A 19,319-nucleotide genomic window follows, 5' to 3' on the forward strand; every position below is an offset into this window, starting at 1 on the left:
GTTGGGACTGTGGAAGGCTTTGCGGGGGCCGTCAAGTCCGGCCCCTGCCTTATCCCTGCAGAAGGCGACGCAGAAGCTGCAGATCATCGGCAAGCTGACTGTCGATGGTCATCAGCTCTTCGATCTTGCGCACACCGTGCATGATCGTGGTGTGATCCCGGCCCCCGAAGCGGCGACCGATCTCCGGCAGGCTGCGCGGGGTCAGCTGCTTGGAGAGATACATCGCCACCTGCCGGGGCCGCGCGATGTTGCGCAGGCGCTTCGGGCCGATCATGTCCGACAGGCGGATGTTGTAGTGCTCAGCCACCTTGCGCTGGATTTCCTCGATCGACAGCTTGCGGTCCGAGGACCGCAGGATGTCGGCCAGACAGTCCTGGGCGAGGTCAAGCGTGATCTCGCGGCCCACCAGCGAGGCAAAGGCAAAGAGGCGGGTCAGCGCACCTTCCAGCACGCGGACGTTCGTGGTGATGCGATGCGCAAGGAACTCGAGAACGCCGTCGGCGAGGACAAGGCCTTTGTACTGCGAGCGGTAGAAGTCGACTTTCTGCTGCAGGATGCCAAGGCGAAGCTCATAATCTGTCGGGTGCAGGTCGACGACCAGCCCACATTGCAGGCGCGACTTGATCCGGTCTTCCAGATCCTTGATCTCACCCGGGGCGCGGTCCGCCGAGATGACGATCTGCTTGTTGGCATCCACAAGCGCGTTGAACGTGTGGAAGAATTCCTCTTGGGTGGAATCCTTTCCGGCGATGAACTGGACGTCATCCACCATCAGGACGTCGACCGAGCGGAACAGCTCCTTGAAGTCCATGACCTGACGATCGCGCAGGGCCTGCACGAAGCGGTACATGAACTGTTCGGCGGACAGATACAGGACGCGCAACTCGGGGCGGCGGGATTGCAGTTCGTGGGCGATGGCATGCATCAGGTGCGTCTTGCCAAGGCCGACGCCGCCATACAGAAACAGCGGGTTGAAGGTGACGGGGCCGCCTTCGGCCACCCGGCGCGCGGCGGCATGGGCAAGCTCGTTCGGCTTGCCGACAACAAAGCTGTCGAAAGTGAAGCGGGCATCCAGCGGCGCGCCGGGAAGCTCTTCGTCCGAGGCGCGGGTGCGGGCAGCCTTGGCCGCCGGTTTCAATGCGGCAGCGGCAATCGCGGGACGGGCTTCCGCAGCGGCGGTGCCGACAGCAAACTCCACCCGATCGACCAGAGCGCCGGCAGAGGTCAGCTGCGTGCGGATGTGGTCAGCGTAGTTGCGCTGGACCCAATCGCCGAAAAAGATGGTCGGCACTTCGAAGCGCGCGACACCGTTCTTCAGGTGGGACAGCTTCAGAGGTTCGATCCAGGTCGTATAGTTGTTCTTGCCGACACGCTTGATCAACTCTTCCCGAACCTGCCCCCAGGTTTCATTCGTCATTCTTTAACCTGCCATATCCCCGAACCGGCACAGACTGCCGGTCCTGTCCTGTCACGTCTCTTGCAAGCCGCTTCGTCCAAGCCGCGCGTTGGCCGGGAACCGGCCTGCCAGACTGGACCTGTCAGTGGGACGGAACATACGCATGACATAAGACGCCCGGCCAGCCGGTGCCCTGGTCACGCAGACGGAGTAGCTTGGCTGCTACCTCCAACCATTTGATCGCAAACGGAAAACTCAGATATTGCGCCCCATTGGGCGCCATCCCTGTGCAGCAGCTTTCCTTTTGCGACCCGTTCATGTCCCCCAAGACGAAGTGAATCGCAAGGTCACGCTAGCAACCCCGGCGCGGGCTCTGCAACCGAACAACGCGCTTGACAGAGATTCCCCAAACCCGAATCCGACGGCTCTGGCAAATCGGCAACGCAGGGTCGGAATGACGCATCCGACAGGCGCAAAAATGCTGAAGGGCGCGACCCTTTCAGGTGCGCCCTTCGTGTTCTGGATTCGGTCCAGACGAACGGATCAGGCCTTGGCGACGCCAGCGGCCTTCACGCGCGCGGCAAGGCGCGACATCTTCCGTGCGACGGTGTTCTTGTGCAGCACGCCCTTGGTGACACCACGGGCCAATTCCGGCTGGGCGGCCTTCAGAGCGGCCTGGGCGACTTCGCCGTTGCCCGAGGCAATGGCTTCCTCGACCTTGCGCAGGAAGGTGCGGATACGCGAGCGGCGGGCCTTGTTGATGGCATAGCGGGCTTCCGACTGGCGGGCGCGTTTCTTGGACTGTTCAGTGTTGGCCATGATGGCTTCCTTGCGGTCTATCGGTTTCAAATCTGTCGCACGAAAGACCAGAAGGCCCCATCCGAGGGGATGGATCTGATTCTTGCCTAAGCGGGCCCACGCGCATGTGGGGCGGCCTATAGACCAAGCGGTGTGGAAAGGAAACCCCTTAAGGCGTCAGCCATCCGCCGGGCCGGCGGGTGCAGCGCCCGGCCAAAGCAGGCGCTGGTCTCCGCCCAGCTTGGAATTGCCCAGTTCCTTGATCTTGTCCAGCCGCGCCGCGATCTTCGCATCGGGGTCAAGCGTCAGGTAAGCCGGGACCCAGGCAAGTTCGAAGTCTCGCGCCTTGCGGGTGCCGCCTACCGACTGCTTCTCTCCGGTGATCTTCTCGACTGTCGAGGGGTCGTCCAGCCCGTCCAGGGTGAAGCGGACGATCCGGGGAAGCGCCCGGTCGCAGGCGGTGAACAGCTCGGGCCGCTCATCCTGCAGAAGGGCCGCGGTGGTGACCAGGGGTGCGACGGCATGCAGCTGATAGTGCAGCGCCAGCTTGCCGCGCCACATCTCGTTGGGCAGGCTGCCGTCCGCGTCGGCGGTGCAGGCGACAAGGCGCAGCGTCTCGGCGCCCCAGTCGATCAGGGTGGGGTCGCCCTGGGTCATGCCCACCCGGGTCACCGCCAGCCCCGCCCAGGCGCGCAGGTTGTTCTGCGAGGCGCGGGGTGGGGCTTCGGTGTCGAAGAAGGCCATCGTCTGCTGCGACCGGGCCAGGAACCAGGCCTCGATCTCGGCTTGTCCCTGGGGCTGTGGCACGATCTTCAGGGCGGCGGCATAGGCGAAGGCAATGCCCCCCACCCGCGAGGGGGCCGACAGCTTCGCACCCTGAGTCCTGAGGTCGCTGAGGGCGTCGGCCCTGGCCCAGGCAAGGATGCTGTCCAGCACGCAGGCCGCAGCTGTCTGCGCCTCCTCGGGCTTGGTCTTCGGGTCGTTCAGGATGTTGGTCTGTTTGGCGAGATCGGTGATGAAATCGTCGATCGGCCTGAGGGCCGCCGTGACGGCCTTGTCGCTTTCCTCGTCGAAGTCGCTGCGGTTTTCGCTGTCGTCGGTGTAGCGGCTGCCGAAACCCAGCGAGACAACGGGTTTGGTGTCCACGGGGCACTTCGGGGCCTCTTCGGCGGCCAGGGGGCTGGCGAGGACAAGGAGCAGGGCAAGGGATCGCGTGGTCACTGGTTGACCTCCGTCGAAAGTTGCAGGGAGCGCAGGCGTTGCGCGGCCTCATCGCTGCCAAGGTCGGCAGCTTCTTGCAGCCATGCCAGAGCCTCGTCGCGTGAGGGGTCGGTGCCGATGCCGAAGACAAGCGCCTCGGCATAATCCACCATCGCGGACGGCTCTCCGGCTTCGGCGGCACGGCGCAGCCAGTCGGTCGACTCCAGCACCTCCGCGGGGGTCGAGGCAGCCCGGCGCAGGATCAGGGCGTATTCGCGCATGGCGATTGCATTGCCGGATTCCGCCGCAGACAGGTAAAGCGCCGCCTCGTCGATGTCCCGGTAGGCAATGGCCCGGATTTCGGGCGTTGCAGCCCGCAGGCGGGCAAGGGTGCCAGGCAGATCCTCGGGGGCGCTGAAGCGGACGAGGTCGGCGAAGAGGGCAGCCGACTGCGCGGGGTCGTACTGCGGCGCGGACCGGCGAGAGTAGATGTTCAAGAGCCGGTGGATGGCGATGCGGCTGCCTTCGGCCCGCGCGGCCTCGTAATAGGCGAGGATCTTCGGCTGGTCCGCGTCGGTGGCGTAGCGGCTGTAGACATCGGCCAGTTCGGCCAGCGCATAGCCCTCGCCCTCCGCCAGATAGTCCGAAATGCGCAGCCAGCGTTCAAACAGTGTCCGGTCCCCGGCACGACCTACGGCCTCGGTCAGGCGCAAGGCCTCGTCAAAGGTGCAGGCCGTGATCGCCGTGGCACGGGTCAGATAATCGGCATAGGCAGTGCGGTCCCCGATCAGCGGCAGGGCAAGCAAGAGTGCATCGAAATCGCCGCGTGCGTCCACGACGTCGCCATAGCGGTCCATGACGGCGGCAAGCGTCGGGAAGCTGTCGGGGTCGGCCAGCGGCAGCATCTGCAATGCGTCGCCCACCCCGCGTTCGGCCAAAGGCAGCAGGATCTTCAACGCCTCGGCCTGGGTTTGGGGCGTCACGAAGCCCTCTTCCAGCAGCGCCTCGGCGAACTGGGTCCCGGCAGAGGGTTCGCCCAGCGCGATGGCTTTGCGAAAAAGGTCCAACGCGGCCCGACGGTCAGCGGGGCTGCGGGCGGCCTTCAGCGCCAGAGACGCACGGGCGGTGCTGACGCCCGGAAACCGGGTGGCATAGTCTTCCCAGAACGCCAGTGTTTCCGCCGGAACCTGGCGCTGGTCCAGGAGATGAATATACTGCGCAATGGCGGTAATCCGGCCGGTCAGGGCCTGGGTCTGGATCTCGGCTTCGGCGATGGGGTCGGGGGCGGCGGCGAGACGGGCCAGCTCGTCCGGTGTGAAATCCACCGCCTCGGATGCGGTGCTGTCGGCCACCTGCACCCAGTAGTCGGCCTCTTCAAGCTGCGGCGCATCCGGGGCGCGGCAGATGAAGGCGCTGGAAAGCTGTTGCATCGGGTCGACCTCGCCCGACGTGACCACGGCCTGCATCAACTGGTCCATGACCGCGTAGAAATCCTGCGGCGTCCGCGCCGCGCGAAACTTCATCGGCGCGGCTTTCTCCATCGCGCCGTATTCGCCTTGCGCGATGGCCCGCTCCAGAAGCTTCAGCGCCTCGGCCTCGCCGGCCCAGCGGCCCTGGTCGGAAAGCACCTTCTCGGCCATCGCGATCAGCGACCAGGCCGGAGCATCCGGGGTCTGGACCAGGGTTGCAAGCGCCTCACCGTAGCGCGGGACCCAGTCCGGGTTGCGTCGGGCCTGCGCCTGCAGGAAAAGGACATGGCTTGCCGCGCCCGGCGTCCAGATTCCCCCTGCGGCGCCATAGCTGGCGTCCGCCGCTTCCAGGTCGCGCGGCAGCAGGGCGCCGTCGGCATGCAGCCGCGCCAGGGCAACCTGCGCATAAGGCAGGCCCGCATCGGCGGCAGCGGTCAGGTAGTGGACCAGCACGTCGTTGTCCTTCGCAAGGTCCTCGGCCCGCAAATGGATTTCCGCCACCCGCCATGCGGACAGCGCATCGCCAAGGTCCGCAGAAAAGCGATACCAGCGTTCCGACAGGGCCGGATCACGGGTCACGATGTCGCCGTTCATGTATTCCCGCGCGATCCGGTTCACCCGGTCGCAGATCAGGGGGTCAAGCTTGCCGACCAGCGCGCCGAAGGCCATCGTCACGCCCAGCTCGGCCGGCACGTCCCAGCCCTGGACCGGGTTGCCCTGGATCTCGCGTTCCACCAGCTGAAGGATCGCATCGGCATTGCCTCCGAACCCGGCTTGCAGCAACAACTCCTCGCCGCGCGCCACATCGCGTTCGATCCCGACGCCGCGCATCAGGTAGCCCGCCAGAAGGTGCTGCGCCCGAGGTGTCTGCCGCAGGTCCAGCGCGGCAAGCTGTTCGACCAGCCGTTCGCGCTGCAACTCGGACACGCGCCCGACGGCCAGCAGAAGCTCGATCCGGTCGATCAGCATGTTGGCTTCGGAATACTGCGGGTCGATCCTGCGGAAGATCGACTGCACGGCATCGACCGTGTCGAACCAGCGCTGCGGATCAAGCTCGATCAGACGGCGGAAGTCGCGCTTGATGATCGCGGTATCGCTTTCGGGCAAGGTGTCCGGGGTGACACCCTCCCATTTCGCCTGGAGCGACTCGTCCGAGGGCCGGGGCTCGCAGACCGGGCCGGTCTCCAGCTCTGGCGGCTCGAAAAGAAGGTCCACCGTCTGCGCCCCCGCCACGGTGGGCAAGGCCAGGAACAGAAGCGTGGCGAGGATGCGCTGCATGGGCATTGGCCCTCCGGTCAGGGTTGCTTGGCCAGGGCGTTGGGCGTGACAGAGGCGGTGTAGCTGCCGCCAGTGCCAGAGAGGACGATGGCCACGCCCTCGCGCCGCTTGAGGTCGACCGCCGGGACAGAGGCGACCACGGTCTCGCCGTCGCGGATTTCGAAGTCCAGGGTCAGCGGGGCTTTCAGTGCCACGGCCCCGCCGCTGCCAGGCGCGACGCCCGCAATCGCGATGGCCTTGGCCTGGGGGGCGTAGAGATCGGCCGAAGCGATGTCGGAAAGGTTGTAGAAGGTCACGTCGGCCTGCGCCGGGTTGCGGGTGATCTTGTCCACAACCAGGGCCGAGGTGCCGTCGGCACCGACGACGAAGGAATAGAAGGTCGCGGGCTGGATCGCTTCGGTCGCCGTTGTCTTGCCGGAGGTGATGCGGACCTCGGGTTCCCCATCAATGACGACGTAAGGCGTGACGCCCTTCTCGACCCGGTCAAAGCTGGCGGACTGGATCACCGCGACCGACGTCGAGGCGTCCACCACGCGGACAAAGCTGGCATCAGGGTTTGCCACGTCTTCGTAAAGGCCGGCGTCCTGGGCTGTCACGGTGGAAGCGGCAAGGATCAGGAACGGAAGGGTCAGGTGGATGCGTTTCACGACGCGTCTCCTTTCTGGGTGGGACAAAGGGTAAGGGCGGAGGTGTCGGTAAGCGGCCGGTCGAAGCGGACCGCCACCTTGACAAGATCGGGGTGCCAATAGGGTTCCAGTTTCAGGAAGAACCGGCCCGTGGCACGCAGGCGATCCGACCGTTCGATGCGCAGGGATCGGCGGATACCCGCCCTGGTCTCGAACGTCACGTCGGCAAGCCGCGCACCTTCGCCGCCCTGATCGAACAGAAGCGCATCTTCGGGCTTGAGCTGTCCGGGCTGAAAGCTGGCCGCGAGTGTGCCTTCCTCGATGGTCGTCTTGGTTGCGATGTCGCAGGCAGGGCCAGCAGCCACGATCAGTTCGTCCATCGGGACGGGGCCGAACTGGGCGAGGCTGTTGTAGATCGGGTTCTCCCAGACCAGGAAGGTCGGTCGGTCCTCGGCAAACTCGCGCGAGGTCAGATAGGAGGTCATCGAACCGAACTGGTTGCCGCCGGTGATGGCGTAGTTGACCGCCTCGATCCCGGCGTATTCGGACAGGAACCCGGCGAAGTTGTTGATGCTGCTGTCAGAGAACGACGTGCCGACCAGCACCAGGCTGGCTTCGTCGCCGCCGGTGCCGAAGATGTCCAGGGCTCCGCCCTCGGCTTGGGGCTGGGCTGGTTCGCCGTCGGCGAAGATGTCGGCGGCGGAAAGCGCGGCATCGCTGGCTACGGTGGTGACCCAGGTGGTCGCTTCGACCTGGGGCAGGGTTTCCTTGCAATAGGTCTGCAACTCGCGACGAAGACCAGAGAAGGCGATCTCGGGCGCGGCTTCCTGCGAGGTGAACGTGACGGGCGTCAGGTCGGCATAGGCTGGCAGGCTGCGGATCATTTCGCCTATGGCCTGGGCGGCAATTCGCGCGCCAATGGGGGTCCAGTGGAAGTCGGCCTGGAAGAAGACCCTTTCGTCCGGTTCGGCCTTCAGCATCGCGGTCATCAGGTCAGGCGACGGGACTCCGGCGGCATTGAGGCGGTCGGTCACGTCCTGGTAGTTGGCCTGCATCACGGCGGGGTCGTAGCCATAGGCCGCAGCTTCGGGCGGCAGGTATTGCGGCATCGCCTGCCCCTTCGTCGGAACGTTGACGTAGATCAGCGTGGTGCCCTGTTCTTCCAGCACCCGCGCAAGTTGGGCCAGTTGGCCAACGACGATATCGTCCATCGGATGCTGCAGGCGCAGGTCGGACTGGACACGGTAGAAGACGCCGTCCTTGCCCTCGATGCTGGCCGAAGGGGCAATCTCGGTGTTGGCGCAGCCGAACTGCGTGGGTCCTGCCTGAGCGGCGGGGGCGAGAACGGCGGGGGCGAGAAGGGTGCAAAGGACGAAAGCGGGGCGCATCATGGGGCGGCTCCTTCGGATGTCGGGCGCTCGGGCGGGCGCTTGCTGCGGTCAAGATCGGGATCGGTGGCGGGCAGGGCGGCGGCCTGCAGGTCTTCACCACCGGGAATCTGACGCGCCAGCGACAGGGCCATTGCCTGAACGCCGGGATCGGGGCTGGCCAGCGCCAACTCCAGCGCGGGGCGGGCAGCTTCGGGGTCTGGCGGCAGGCCCGGCTCGCCCTTGATATGGCTTAGCGCAAGCTGAATCGCGGCCTTGGCGTCCCCGGCCCGGGCGGCAAGAAGCAACAGCTCCCGCGCGCGGGGGATGTCGGTCTGGAACGGCGCGCCTTTCAGCAGCATCTGCGCCAGGCCCGATGCCGCCTTGGCGTCGCCCCGCCGCGCTGCGCGGTCAAGGACACCGCGAATGTTGCGCAGGCGGGCGGGGCCGAACGCGGCGCTTTGGTCGGTCAAGGTGGCCAGAAGGCGCGGCATTGCGAAGTCGCGGCCCTGGTAGACGGCAATGGAATAGTAATGCGCGGCATCGTCGATGAAGGCAGGGTCGCCCCGTTCCTCCAGCCGCTTGGCAAAGCGGGCGGCGGCCAGCCCCTCGCCCGCGTCGGCAAGGGTCCGAAGCTGGACATCGGACAGATCGCGCCCGGCCAGCATCGACTTGCGCAAGGCCTTGAGGGACGGGCTGCCCGCGATGGCCGGGGGCAGCACCACGTCCGCCCAAACCGGGGCCGCGGCAAGCAGGGCCAGGACCAGCCCGATATGCAGAACCCTACGCACCGCTTTTCACCGTGCCTTGCTTCACCGGACCTTGCGCATCCCACAGCGCGGGGTCGGTCAGGTAGCGCACCGGGAATTCCCAGATCACCACCTCGGGCGGGGCGTCACGGAAATCGGGCGACGCAAGGTAGTCCAGCATCGGGCGGGCCGGACCTCGGCCCTCTTCGGCCAGATTCAGCACGTCACGGCGCAGGGCAAGCTTCAGCGCCTCGGCGAAGCTGAAGGTCGGGTTGGCAGAGTAGGACGTGCCGATCAGAAGCGTGCCGCCCGCCTCGGTTCCCGCGAAGATGTCAAGGCCGTCGTCTGCAGCCCGCGCCGTGGCGGTGAAGGGGCTGGCGACCTCGGGGGCGAGGCCGATTGACGGGGCGAGATCCTCGGTGGTCACGTAGGCCACAAGATCGCCGGTGAACTCTTGCGGAGACAGCCGCTCGATGTCGAACTCGCTGTCGCCCAGGTCGATCAGCCCCGAGGCAGCCAGCGCCTGCGCCACGTCCTCGGCGCCTTCGGGGGTCCAGTGGGTGTCGGTGCGGAAGAAGGACAATTCTGCCTCGGCCCCGCCCCGCAGCGCCGACCGGGCGTTGAGGACGGGCACGTCATGACTGCGCAGACCGGCCAGGAAGGCATCATACAGCGTGGCGACCCCCTGCGCCGCCTCGCGGTCGCTGTGGGCGACCATGACGTCCAGCTTGCCGGGAACCGGAACCATGACCAGCCGCGTGCCTGCCGCCTCCAGTCGGTCACGGACCCGCGCGATGCGGGCAAGCGACAGGTCAAGGTCGCCGGACAGGGGCCGCACTTCCTCGGAGGTGAAAAGCCAGCCGTCTTCGCCGGCAAGCACGCCCTTGCGGCCTTCGCCCACCGCAAGATAGCGCAGCGCCCCGATCATGCCGATGGCCGGATCACGATGCGGCAGAGACTTGCGGTAGACGGTGTCCAGCCTTGCCGTCAGCCCGCCACGAAGAAGCTCGACGTCCGACGGCAGCTCGCTGCGGCCCGGAAACTGGGCGTAACCAAGGTTCACCACCGCGGCATAGCTGAAGAAGGCAGCGGGGAGCAGGAAGCGCGAGGCCCTGAGGATGGGTTGCATGGCGGACTCCTAGAACTGGAAATACAGGAAGGGAGAGAAGCTCTGCTCGGCCAGCCGCATCACGGCCAACGAGAAGATCAGCGTGGTCGCCAGCGCGGGCAGGACAGTGCCTGAAAGCGCCAGCGTGCCGGTCGGCGTGACGGCGTGGTAGCGGCGGTCGAACCAGTCGTTCAGGAAGGGTTCCGACGCGGCGAGGAGGATTGCCAGCATCAGGACCGCCAGGCTTTCGCGGGTGATCTGGACTGCGATCTCGAAAGGCAGTGCCCAGCCGTTAAGGCCCAGCATCCCGGCGTAGACCTCTATCGCCGTGCCGATGCCCGTTGCCCGGAAGGCGACCCAACCGATCAGCACGATCAAGAGGGTCCGAAGCACGCGCACCGTCGTCTTGGGCGCGCGGGCGATGCCGGTCCAGCGCTCCACTGCCAGCCAGCCACCATGCCAGGCACCCCAGAGGACAAAGGTCCAGTTGGCCCCGTGCCAGAGGCCCCCCAGGACCATCACGGTCATGAGGTTGACGTAGGTGCGTCCCCCGCCGACCCGGTTGCCGCCCAGGGGGATGTACAGATAATCCCGCAGCCAGACCGACAGGCTGATGTGCCAGCGCCGCCAGAACTCGGTGATCGACCCCGAGATGTAGGGCGTGTCGAAGTTCTCCATGAACCTAAAGCCCATCATCAGGCCCAGGCCGATGGCCATGTCGCTGTAGCCCGAAAAGTCGAAGTAAAGCTGCATCATGTAGGCCAGCGCGCCGACCCAGGCCAGGGGCGCCGTGGGATCGGGGGTGGTGAAGGCAAGGTCGGCAAGCGGGGCAAGGCTGTCGGCGATCAGGACCTTCTTGCCCAGGCCCACGGTAAAGCGTGCCATTCCGTCGGCGAACTTGTCGGCGGTGTGGGTGCGGTCGCGGAACTGGTTCTCAAGGTCCTTGAAGCGCAGGATGGGGCCGGCCACGAGTTGCGGGAAAAGCGAGATGAAGGCGGCGAAGTCGAAGAAGTTGGCGGTGGGGCTGGCGTCACGGCGGTAGACGTCGATCAGGTAGCTGATCGACTGGAAGACGTAGAACGACACGCCGATCGGCAGGATCAGGTGCCAGTGGACGCCCAGGCCCGCCGCGTCCGTGCCCAGCATCGCGGCAAAGCTGTCGATGAAGAAGTTCAGGTATTTGAACACGCCCAGCACGGACAGGCACCCCGCCGTGCCGATGGCGCAGGCCCAGGTTGCCCGGCGCGTGCCGAGATTGGCCCCGATCACCCGCCCGAACGCGTAGGTCCACAGCGTCGTCAGGATCAAGAGACCCAGGAAGTCGATCCGCCACCAGCCGTAGAACGTCCACGACCCCGCCAGGATCAGCGCCGAGCGGTAGCGGAACGGCGTAAGGTAATACAGCCCCAGGAACAGCGGCAGGAACAGGAACAGGAAGGTTTCCGAGGAAAAGACCATCGGTCTACTCCGGCTGACAGGGAACAGGGGGGGCAGAGGCTTTGGCTACAGCGGGAATGACGAAGGCTGATCCCGCGCCGAGATAGGCCCCCAGCCAGGGTGAGAAGTCCCCGGCAAACTGGCGCGGGGTCTGGTCGCTCAGGTCGTTGCCCGCGAGGCGCACTTCGCCCAGACCGGCCGCACGCAGGCCCTCGCGGTTGCCGCTGAGGCGGTTGTCGGACATCAGGACCGGCCCAAGGCCCGACTGCGCCTGGACCTCGATCCCGGCCGAGCCGTTGCCGGTAATGGCGTTATCGGCCACCCGCGCCGCGCCTGTCCGGGTCAGGCGCAGACCCGCCGTGCCGTTTCCGGCGATGATGTTGCCCTGCACCGCGACGCAAGTGGCCGGGCCAAGGCTGATGCCGGACCCGGCGTTGTTCAGGATGACATTGGCCCGCAGGCCCAGACGAAGGGTCTTGCCATCGATCTGCAACCCGTTCCGGCCGCCATCGGCGATCACGTTGCCCGCGATGACCACATCTTCCAGCATGCCCGACAGGCGGATGCCCGCGCCGCTGTCGGTTCCGGTGATCCGGTTCCCGGACAGCACGACGCCGCGCCCATCCTTGACCGAAACCGCCGCAGCACCCGCGCCAGAAAAGCGGTTGCGGGTCACGACCATGCCGTCCGCGCCCTCGAAGGACAGGCTGTAGACGTCCTGGAACCGGCTGCGGGTCACGACCGGCGCGCTGGACGGTTTCATCAACCCGCCGGTCAGGACCGAGACGCCCCGGAACGCCACAGGTCCGGCGAAGCCAAGGTCGGCAAAAGTCGACCGTTCAGCCCGGAAGCTGCCCTGACCCGTGACCAGGAGGAACGGCCGGAAGGTCGGCACCCGGGCGTTCTGCCCCGTATCGCCGCGCAGTGTCGCGCCGGCAAGGTGGACGTCACCGAAGCTCAGAACGAAGGCCCCGGCGGCGGTGTCCAGTTCCAGAAGATCGCCCTTCGACAGCACCAGCGTCGCGCCGGGCCACAGGACCAACGGCCGCGACAGTCGCCAGCCGTTCGTCCGGCGCTGAAGGAAGCCTGCGGCTTCCAGCTCGGGCAGGGTCGCGGTGCCGGACAGAAGGTAGATCACATCCGTCGCGCTGGCTTGCGCCAGTTGCAGCGACAGATGCCCGTTGCCGCCCGCCAGGATCGACAGCTGGGTCAGCGCGGCCTGAACATCCCCCTCCAGCACCTTCATCGGCCCCCCCGCAACGGGCGAGGCTTTCGGCACGTCAGCCAGTTCCAGCCCTCCAGCCAGCCGGCCGGCCAGCACCGCCAGCACCTCGCGGTCCGCACCCGCCTTCAGCACCCGAGCAATCGCCCCGTGCAGGATCGCGTCCGGCTGGGCCGAAAGGGGGCCGGCCAGCAACAGCACGGCGAGAATGGACGGCAAGAGCCGCATCAGATCGCCTCCGGCAGACGGTCGGAGGCCATGATGAGATCGTGCCCAAGGCCGCCGAAGTCTGCCCCGCCCCGGAAAACCAGGTGCACCAGCTTCAGGTCGCCCTCGGTCGGGTTGGTCAGCGGCAAAGCCTCGTCGGGGTCGATCGCGACTGTCTGACCGCGCCGCACCGTCACTTCGCGCCCGTCGATCAGGCAGCGCCCCTCGCCTGAAAGGACAGTCAGCAGGCTTGGTCCCACCCCCGTCCCGTTCACCTGGACCGATGCCTTCCGTTGCACCGTCATGATCCGCATGTCGTTGCCCATGTCGGTCGCAACAGTCTCGATCCGGCCCCAGGGCATTTCGCGCGTGGTGTGGGTGCGGACCTCGCGGCGCTGGCTGGCCTTCAGCCGGTCCACCAGCTGCTTGACGTCCTGCGAGTTCGACCGCTTGGTCACCAGAACGGCGTCGGGGGTGTCGATCACCACCGTGTCCTGCATCCCGATCACGGCAACCAGGCGCGTTTCGCTTTGCACCAGCGAATTCTTGGTGTTCATCGCGATCACGTCGCCATGCAGGACGTTGCCGTCCCCATCGCGGTCCGAGATCTGGTAGACCGCATTCCAGGCGCCGACGTCGTCCCATTCCACCCCGTGCAAGGGGGCCAGCGCGATGGCGGGCGTGCGCTCGAACACCTGACGCTCGGTCGGCTCGTTCGCCGCCTGGCGGAAGCTGGCCTCGTCCAGAAGGATGCCCAGCGTCCGCAGCTCGGCCCCGTCTAGCGCACCCGTCACCGCTGCATGGGTGACCGGGTCCAGGCGGCGGAACTCATCAATCAGCGTCTCGGCCCGCATCAGGCTGATGCCCGAGGCCCAGAAGACCCCGCCTGCCTGGATCAGTCGTTGGGCGTGGTCGTAGCCCGGCTTTTCCACGAACTGCGCCACCTGGTGCAGTCCGGGATAGTCCGCCACGACCCCACCGTCGGTGAGGTAGCCGTAGCCGGTCTCGGGATAGGTCGGGTGGACGCCGAAGCTGATGATCCGCCCGTCATCGGCCGCCGGGCGCATGGCCCGGATGATGCGGTTGATGTCGCCCTTGATCATGTGGTCCGAGGGCAGGACAAGGATCATCGCCTCCGGGTCGTCCCGATACGCACAAAGTGCTGCGGCCAGCACGGCCGGGCCGGTGTTGCGACCAACCGGCTCGCCGATCACCCGCCCCTGAAGCTGAACCTCGTCCAGTTGCCGGTGAACCAGCGCCGCCTGGCCCGCATTTGTGACCACGATCGGCTCGGCGAAATCCGGGCCGCGATGGCGCTGAAGGGTGGCCTGGAAATAGGTCAGGCTGCCCTTGCCCAGGGTCGGCTGGAACTGCTTCGGCTGCTCGATCCGGCTCATCGGCCACAGGCGAGAGCCCATGCCACCGCAAAGCACAACGGGAGTGATGGACTGTGTCATGGCGAGTCTGCCTTTGTTGCGGAGGTGAGAGTGTCGGCATAGGTGGCAAGCGGCCGAACCAGGCCGGGAAGCGGGCGCCGCAGGGTGACTTCGGCCAGCTGTCCGGTGCGGTCCTGGGCCAGCGGCTGGTCGGGCGTCAGTCGGAACGGCACCGGCTGACCCGGCGCGGCAGAGCCAAGGCCGCCGGGGGCAAGACGGGCCGTGACCTCCTGGCCATCGGCAAAGCGCAGCTCGACCGCGCTGGCCTGGGCCAGGTCAATCAGCTCTTCCGGCAGGACGGTTCCGGTCAGCACCAGCGGAGCGTCCGGGTTGGACACCCGCAGCACGGGATCGCCCGCAAAGACGGTAGACCCCGCCTCGACCCCCAGCACCTCGACCCGACAGTCGCATGGCATCACCACGGACAGGGCCTGCCCGGTGTTCGACCGGATCGCATAGGCGACCTCGCCTGCCTTGGCCTCGGGGTCCAGAAAGTCGATCTGACCCGTGGCGGTCGCCGCCAGCGTGCGCCCTTCGAAGCCCACGACGGCGGGCGTTGCCAGCCGGTAGGTAAAGACACGCTGAAAGACCTTGGTGCCGACCAGACCCAACAGAAGGGCTGTCAGCGCCAGGAGCAGGAGCGTGCCGCCAAACTTGCGCAACCGCCGCACCGGCACCTGGGTCCCCTTGGGTTTCGCCCCGGATGGTGGGCGCACCGTCAGCACATTGCCCAGGGTGACCAGGTCGCCCGCGATGTACGAGTTCATCAGGTGACGCAGCTGCGGCAGATGCTCGCCCATCGGTTCCAGGAACATCAGCGCCGCCGAGCCATTGGCCGCGTCCGCATCCTCGACCCGGACCTCGATGGACAGGCCGACGGTGTAGCCCTGAAAGCGGAAGACGACCCAGGCCAGCCGCTCCAGCCCCTGCATGTGGGGGTCGATCAACCCGCTGATCGTCGCGCGGACCAGCGAGATTTCGCGACCCCTGTATTGCCGCCCGTCGATCTCGACATGGAAGGGGATGTCCAGCATCGGATGGTCGGCCGGGCCGCCCCAGGTGACGGCTGCCGGACTTTGGCGGGTCGAAGATGTGATCGCTTGGTCCAAGGGACGGTCCTTTCCAGACGGGTTTCAGACAAGCCCCGACAGAAGCATGACCCCGAAGGTCAGCCAGCCGAGGGCAAGGAGGTGGACATAGGCCGAGCCGAAGGCGCGCAGGCGGTCGCCAAGGGCGGGGGCCGCGAAGGCGGTGGATTGCCGGGTCCAGCGCTGGCGATCCAGGCGGAAAAGCACATAGCTTTTCACCGCTGCGCCGACGATCTGGCCGAAATACAGCAGGACAGGATAGCTGATCGGGAAGCCCCGTCCCCGGACGGTCGCCAGCACCCAGCAGAAGATATAGCGGGTTGCCATGACCCAGGCGATGTAGGCGGGGATGACCAGCGGCTCGATGAACAGGGCCGCCAGCACGACCGAGATCGGCCCGGCAAGCGTGGTCCATATCCCCAGCTTCTGATCCAGTATCGACCACCAGGTGAAAAGCCCGATCCGACGAGGCCCCAGCGACAGGGCGCGGCCATTGGTGCGCAGCATGTTGCCGAACCAGCGGATCATCAGGGTGACCGCGCTGTCCATGAAGCCAGGCAGCGGCTGTGTCTCCATCGAGACAGAGGTGACATCGGGCAGATACAGCATCCGGTAGCCACGTTGCAGCAACCAGAACCAGGTCGACTTGTCGTCGCCAGTCAGGAAATCGACGCGCCCCAGCCGCCAGTGATCGATGTGGTCGTGCTGCACCATGCGGACGAAGTCGGGCTGCGTGGCCAGGTCGGCGCGGAAGACCGACATCCGCCCGGTCAAGGTCAGCACGCGCCCGGACAGACCCATCGAGCTCATCATCATCTGCCGCTGGGTGAAGCGCAGGGCAAACCAGTCGGCAAAGAGGCCGGGCCGGATCTCGGCGGCCTCGTCCGTGGTCAGCGCACCGACGGTGGGATCGGTGAAGAAGGGGGCCGAGGCGGCAACGATATCCTCGGGCACGCAACTGTCGCCGTCGACCAGCAGCAGGACATCCCGGCGTGAGGGAGCCCGCCGACCGATCAGCCGCAGGGACCGCGCCAGGGCGTCACGCTTGCCGGTGCCGGGGATCTGGTCGATGATCAGCTCGACCCCATCCATCGGCACGTCCATCAGGGCATGGATGCGCCGGATCAGCCTCAGGTCCGAGGTGTCGACGACCGATGCGACGATGGTTGCCCCGCCCTTGGCTGCCGCTGCCGCGCGGAACAGCGCCTGATAGACACGGCGGGAGGTGTCGGTGTCGATCTTGTAGCTGGTGACCAGGAAGTAGGCGTGCCCGTGGACGGGTTCCGCCGCATGGGCCGCCTGCGCCCGCGCCTTAAGGCGGGGATAGGCAAAGCGGGTATAGGCCAGCGCCCGCAGGTAGTTGACAAGGGCCCAGCCATAGCGCCAGGCCCCGACCACGCCGACGACGATCAGCCCGTCCGAGACATGGCCCAGCGCGCCCGGCGGGATGCTCAGCACCAGAAGCGCCAGCACCGCCAGGTAAAGCGCGTGACCAAGGATCAGGGACAGGCGGCTCATCACCAGCAGATCCCCACGTAGCTGCCTTCGGACCGCTGGCCCGGAGTGATCCGGGTCAGGTCGACCATCGGGCGGTTGCCCAGCGCGGCCTGCAGGGGCCGGACCGCCTCGTCATAGCGATTGCCAACCAGCACGATATCCGAGCCAGCGATCAGCTCGTCGATGGACCCCACCAGCCGACTGCCCAGCGCGATGTCCTTTTCCAGACCCCGTCCGACGGCCGTGTTGTCGTTGGCGAAAGCCTCTTGCACAAAGGGGTCGTAGACCGACAACTCCATGCCCCGCCCGATCAGACGGGTGGCAAGCTCTGCCAGCGGGCTTTCCCGCAGGTCGTCGGTCCCCGGCTTGAAACTGATGCCGACCATCCCGACCCGGGTCTTGCCCGAGGCGTGGATCATGTCTTCCGCCCGCTGGATCTGCGCCGCGTTAGCCACCAGCACCGCGTCCAGCAGCGGCGAGGCGACCTTGCGGTCCGCCGCAAACGCCCGCAGCGCGCGGACGTCCTTCGGCAGGCAGGACCCGCCAAAGGCGAAGCCGGGACGCAGGAAATAGGGGCTCATCGAAACCTTGTGATCCGAACACAGGATCGACATGACCCGCTGGCCATCCAACCCGGCAGCCTTGGCAATGTTCCCGATCTCGTTCGCGAAGCTGACCTTCACCGCCCGCCAGGCGTTCGACGTGTATTTCACCATCTCGGCGGTCGGCAGATCGACGAGGTGCGTTTCGCACGGCAGGTCGCGGTTCAGCGAGGTCAAGAGCGCCCCGGTGGCCGAGTCCAGTGCCCCGAAGACGATCAGGCCCGGATCACCATAGTCCTGGATCGCGGTGCTTTCGCGCAGGAACTCGGGGTAATACCCAACGCCGAAGCCCTGCCCCGCAATCTTGCCCGAAGCCTGCTCCAGGATCGGGATGCAGACCCGTTCCGTGGTGCCCGGAACGATGGTCGAGCGCAGGATGACCGAGTGGAACCCCGGATGGGTCGCCAATGCCCGGCCAATGTCCTCGCAGACTGCGGTGACGTAGGTCAGCCCGATGGAGTGATCCGCCGCGCTGGGCGTACCGACGCAGACGAAGGAAGCATCGGTTGCATGGACCGCTTCCCCGGCATTGGTCGTGGCAGTCAGCCGACCCTCGGCCACCACCTTTGCGATCAGTTCGGGCAGGCCCTTTTCCACGATGGGCGAGCGCCCCTCGTTGATCGCCGCCACCCTGGCCGGATCGACGTCCACCGCGATGACCTGGTGGCCGTCCCGGGCCAGACAGGCTGCAGAGACCACTCCGACATAGCCGATTCCAAACACTGCAAGTCGTGCCATTACCCAATCCTTTTCCCCGGTCGTCAGACCGCAATTCCCCACACCGCATGCAGCAGTGCAGCATCCCGCAAACAGGGTAGGCACGGTCTCGATCCTGCGGAAAGTCAGGGAAAAACCCCGGTTTTCGGGGTGTTTTGTCAGGAATGACCCCTACAGTGCGGGGTGATCCTGTCAGGCTAAACCGGCGATGTAAGGATTTTCCTGACAGGAGTTTCTGCAAGTGCGAAGATGGCGTAGCCGCCCGAACAGGCGGTTTTCCGATCCCCTTGAAAGCCGACGCTTTTCTCAGCCGGCGGTGAGCGAGGTCCCGTCCACCCATCCCTGGGCGATGGCGAACTCCACGATCTGGCGGCGGCCCGTCAGGTTCAGTTTGCTGGTGCCGCGGGCCTTGTACGTCTCGATCGTCTTGGATGAGAGATCCAGTTCCCGACCGATCTCTTTCAGCGACTTGCCATGTGCCACCGATTTCAGCACGAACATCTCGCGCTCGGACAGCCGACGGTCCTGGGCAGGCTGGCTGGGCGGGTCTTCGGCGCCCGGTCTGGGCGCGATCGCCGCCGCGAAAGCCTTGTCGATGAAGATTCCGCCCCGGGCTGTGGTGGCCAAAGCGATCTTCAGCACGTCGAAGGACACTGTCTTGGGCAGGACGCCTTGGAAGCCGGCGACGATGCAGTCATGTGCCAGTTGTTCCGACAGGGAACTGCAATAGGCCACCATAGCCCCACCCCTCCCGCACAGATCGCGCGCCAGCTGGGCGGGGGTGACCTTGACCTGGGCCGGATCGATGATGATTACATCGAAGCCGCCCGGAGCGGTCTCGCCGGGTTTGGAACCCAGAAAGACGGTGCGGGCAGCAAAGCCGTCGTCCTGCGTCAGCAGAGCGGCAATTCCGTCTGCAAGCAGCGGATTGGCGTCGATGATCGCGATGCTCAGACGGTCAGGCGCGGACATCGCTGCCCTCCTGCGCATGCGACTGTGCAAGTTCCAAGTGTCCCACGTCTGATGTTCCCCTGGGTCCCATTCCTGGCCGGTCAACGCGATGCTGTCGGGATTGTTCCTCTGCAAGTTGCACGCCCACGCCGCAAAGGGGGTGCCAAAGCA

General features: G+C 66.3%; 15 protein-coding genes. All 15 read right to left on the bottom strand.

Going from position 1 to position 19,319, the window contains the following annotated elements:
* Positions 1 to 49: 49 nt before the first annotated feature.
* Positions 50 to 1,417 (bottom strand): chromosomal replication initiator protein DnaA, encoded by a 1,368-nt coding sequence (gene dnaA, locus Q8M85_RS01390; RefSeq protein WP_305539313.1) that lies wholly within the window; start codon positions 1,415 to 1,417, stop codon positions 50 to 52.
* A 522-nt stretch (positions 1,418 to 1,939) separates the two neighbouring features.
* A complete protein-coding gene (gene rpsT, locus Q8M85_RS01395) occupies positions 1,940 to 2,215 on the bottom strand; it encodes a 30S ribosomal protein S20 (protein WP_305539315.1) in 276 nt (91 codons plus the stop codon).
* A 156-nt stretch (positions 2,216 to 2,371) separates the two neighbouring features.
* Positions 2,372 to 3,415 (bottom strand): alginate lyase family protein, encoded by a 1,044-nt coding sequence (locus Q8M85_RS01400; protein ID WP_305539317.1) that lies wholly within the window; start codon positions 3,413 to 3,415, stop codon positions 2,372 to 2,374.
* A complete protein-coding gene (locus tag Q8M85_RS01405; RefSeq protein ID WP_305539319.1) occupies positions 3,412 to 6,141 on the bottom strand; it encodes a hypothetical protein in 2,730 nt (909 codons plus the stop codon). Before Q8M85_RS01405 ends, Q8M85_RS01400 begins: the two co-directional genes overlap by 4 nt.
* Before the next feature lie 17 nt (positions 6,142 to 6,158).
* The gene (locus Q8M85_RS01410) at positions 6,159 to 6,788 is read right to left on the bottom strand and encodes an alginate O-acetyltransferase AlgF (protein ID WP_305539321.1); all 630 of its coding nucleotides are present in this window, start codon (positions 6,786 to 6,788) and stop codon (positions 6,159 to 6,161) included.
* The gene (locus Q8M85_RS01415; protein ID WP_305539323.1) at positions 6,785 to 8,158 is read right to left on the bottom strand and encodes a hypothetical protein; all 1,374 of its coding nucleotides are present in this window, start codon (positions 8,156 to 8,158) and stop codon (positions 6,785 to 6,787) included. Before Q8M85_RS01415 ends, Q8M85_RS01410 begins: the two co-directional genes overlap by 4 nt.
* A complete protein-coding gene (locus Q8M85_RS01420; protein ID WP_305539325.1) occupies positions 8,155 to 8,925 on the bottom strand; it encodes a hypothetical protein in 771 nt (256 codons plus the stop codon). Before Q8M85_RS01420 ends, Q8M85_RS01415 begins: the two co-directional genes overlap by 4 nt.
* Positions 8,918 to 10,012: a hypothetical protein gene (locus Q8M85_RS01425; protein WP_305539327.1), complete on the bottom strand. Its 1,095-nt coding sequence runs from the start codon at positions 10,010 to 10,012 to the stop codon at positions 8,918 to 8,920. Before Q8M85_RS01425 ends, Q8M85_RS01420 begins: the two co-directional genes overlap by 8 nt.
* Before the next feature lie 9 nt (positions 10,013 to 10,021).
* Positions 10,022 to 11,449 carry an MBOAT family protein gene (locus Q8M85_RS01430; RefSeq protein WP_305539329.1) on the bottom strand — a complete coding sequence of 476 codons (1,428 nt, stop codon included), beginning with the start codon at positions 11,447 to 11,449 and terminating at the stop codon, positions 10,022 to 10,024.
* 4 nt (positions 11,450 to 11,453) lie between these two features.
* The gene (locus Q8M85_RS01435; RefSeq protein WP_305539330.1) at positions 11,454 to 12,878 is read right to left on the bottom strand and encodes a right-handed parallel beta-helix repeat-containing protein; all 1,425 of its coding nucleotides are present in this window, start codon (positions 12,876 to 12,878) and stop codon (positions 11,454 to 11,456) included.
* The gene (locus Q8M85_RS01440) at positions 12,878 to 14,314 is read right to left on the bottom strand and encodes a sugar phosphate nucleotidyltransferase (protein ID WP_305539332.1); all 1,437 of its coding nucleotides are present in this window, start codon (positions 14,312 to 14,314) and stop codon (positions 12,878 to 12,880) included. The genes Q8M85_RS01435 and Q8M85_RS01440 overlap by 1 nt, the downstream gene beginning before the upstream one ends.
* Positions 14,311 to 15,402 carry an HlyD family efflux transporter periplasmic adaptor subunit gene (locus Q8M85_RS01445; RefSeq protein WP_305539334.1) on the bottom strand — a complete coding sequence of 364 codons (1,092 nt, stop codon included), beginning with the start codon at positions 15,400 to 15,402 and terminating at the stop codon, positions 14,311 to 14,313. The genes Q8M85_RS01440 and Q8M85_RS01445 overlap by 4 nt, the downstream gene beginning before the upstream one ends.
* Positions 15,403 to 15,426: 24 nt before the next feature.
* Complete coding sequence (locus Q8M85_RS01450; RefSeq protein ID WP_305539336.1) at positions 15,427 to 16,899, bottom strand: glycosyltransferase; 1,473 nt, start codon at positions 16,897 to 16,899, stop codon at positions 15,427 to 15,429.
* Positions 16,899 to 18,218 (bottom strand): nucleotide sugar dehydrogenase, encoded by a 1,320-nt coding sequence (locus Q8M85_RS01455; RefSeq protein ID WP_305539338.1) that lies wholly within the window; start codon positions 18,216 to 18,218, stop codon positions 16,899 to 16,901. Before Q8M85_RS01455 ends, Q8M85_RS01450 begins: the two co-directional genes overlap by 1 nt.
* A 285-nt stretch (positions 18,219 to 18,503) precedes the next feature.
* Positions 18,504 to 19,169 carry a response regulator transcription factor gene (locus Q8M85_RS01460; protein WP_305539340.1) on the bottom strand — a complete coding sequence of 222 codons (666 nt, stop codon included), beginning with the start codon at positions 19,167 to 19,169 and terminating at the stop codon, positions 18,504 to 18,506.
* Between the last annotated feature and the right edge of the window lie 150 nt (positions 19,170 to 19,319).

It is taken from the genome of Tabrizicola sp., assembly GCF_030694085.1.
GTDB lineage: Bacteria > Pseudomonadota > Alphaproteobacteria > Rhodobacterales > Rhodobacteraceae > Tabrizicola.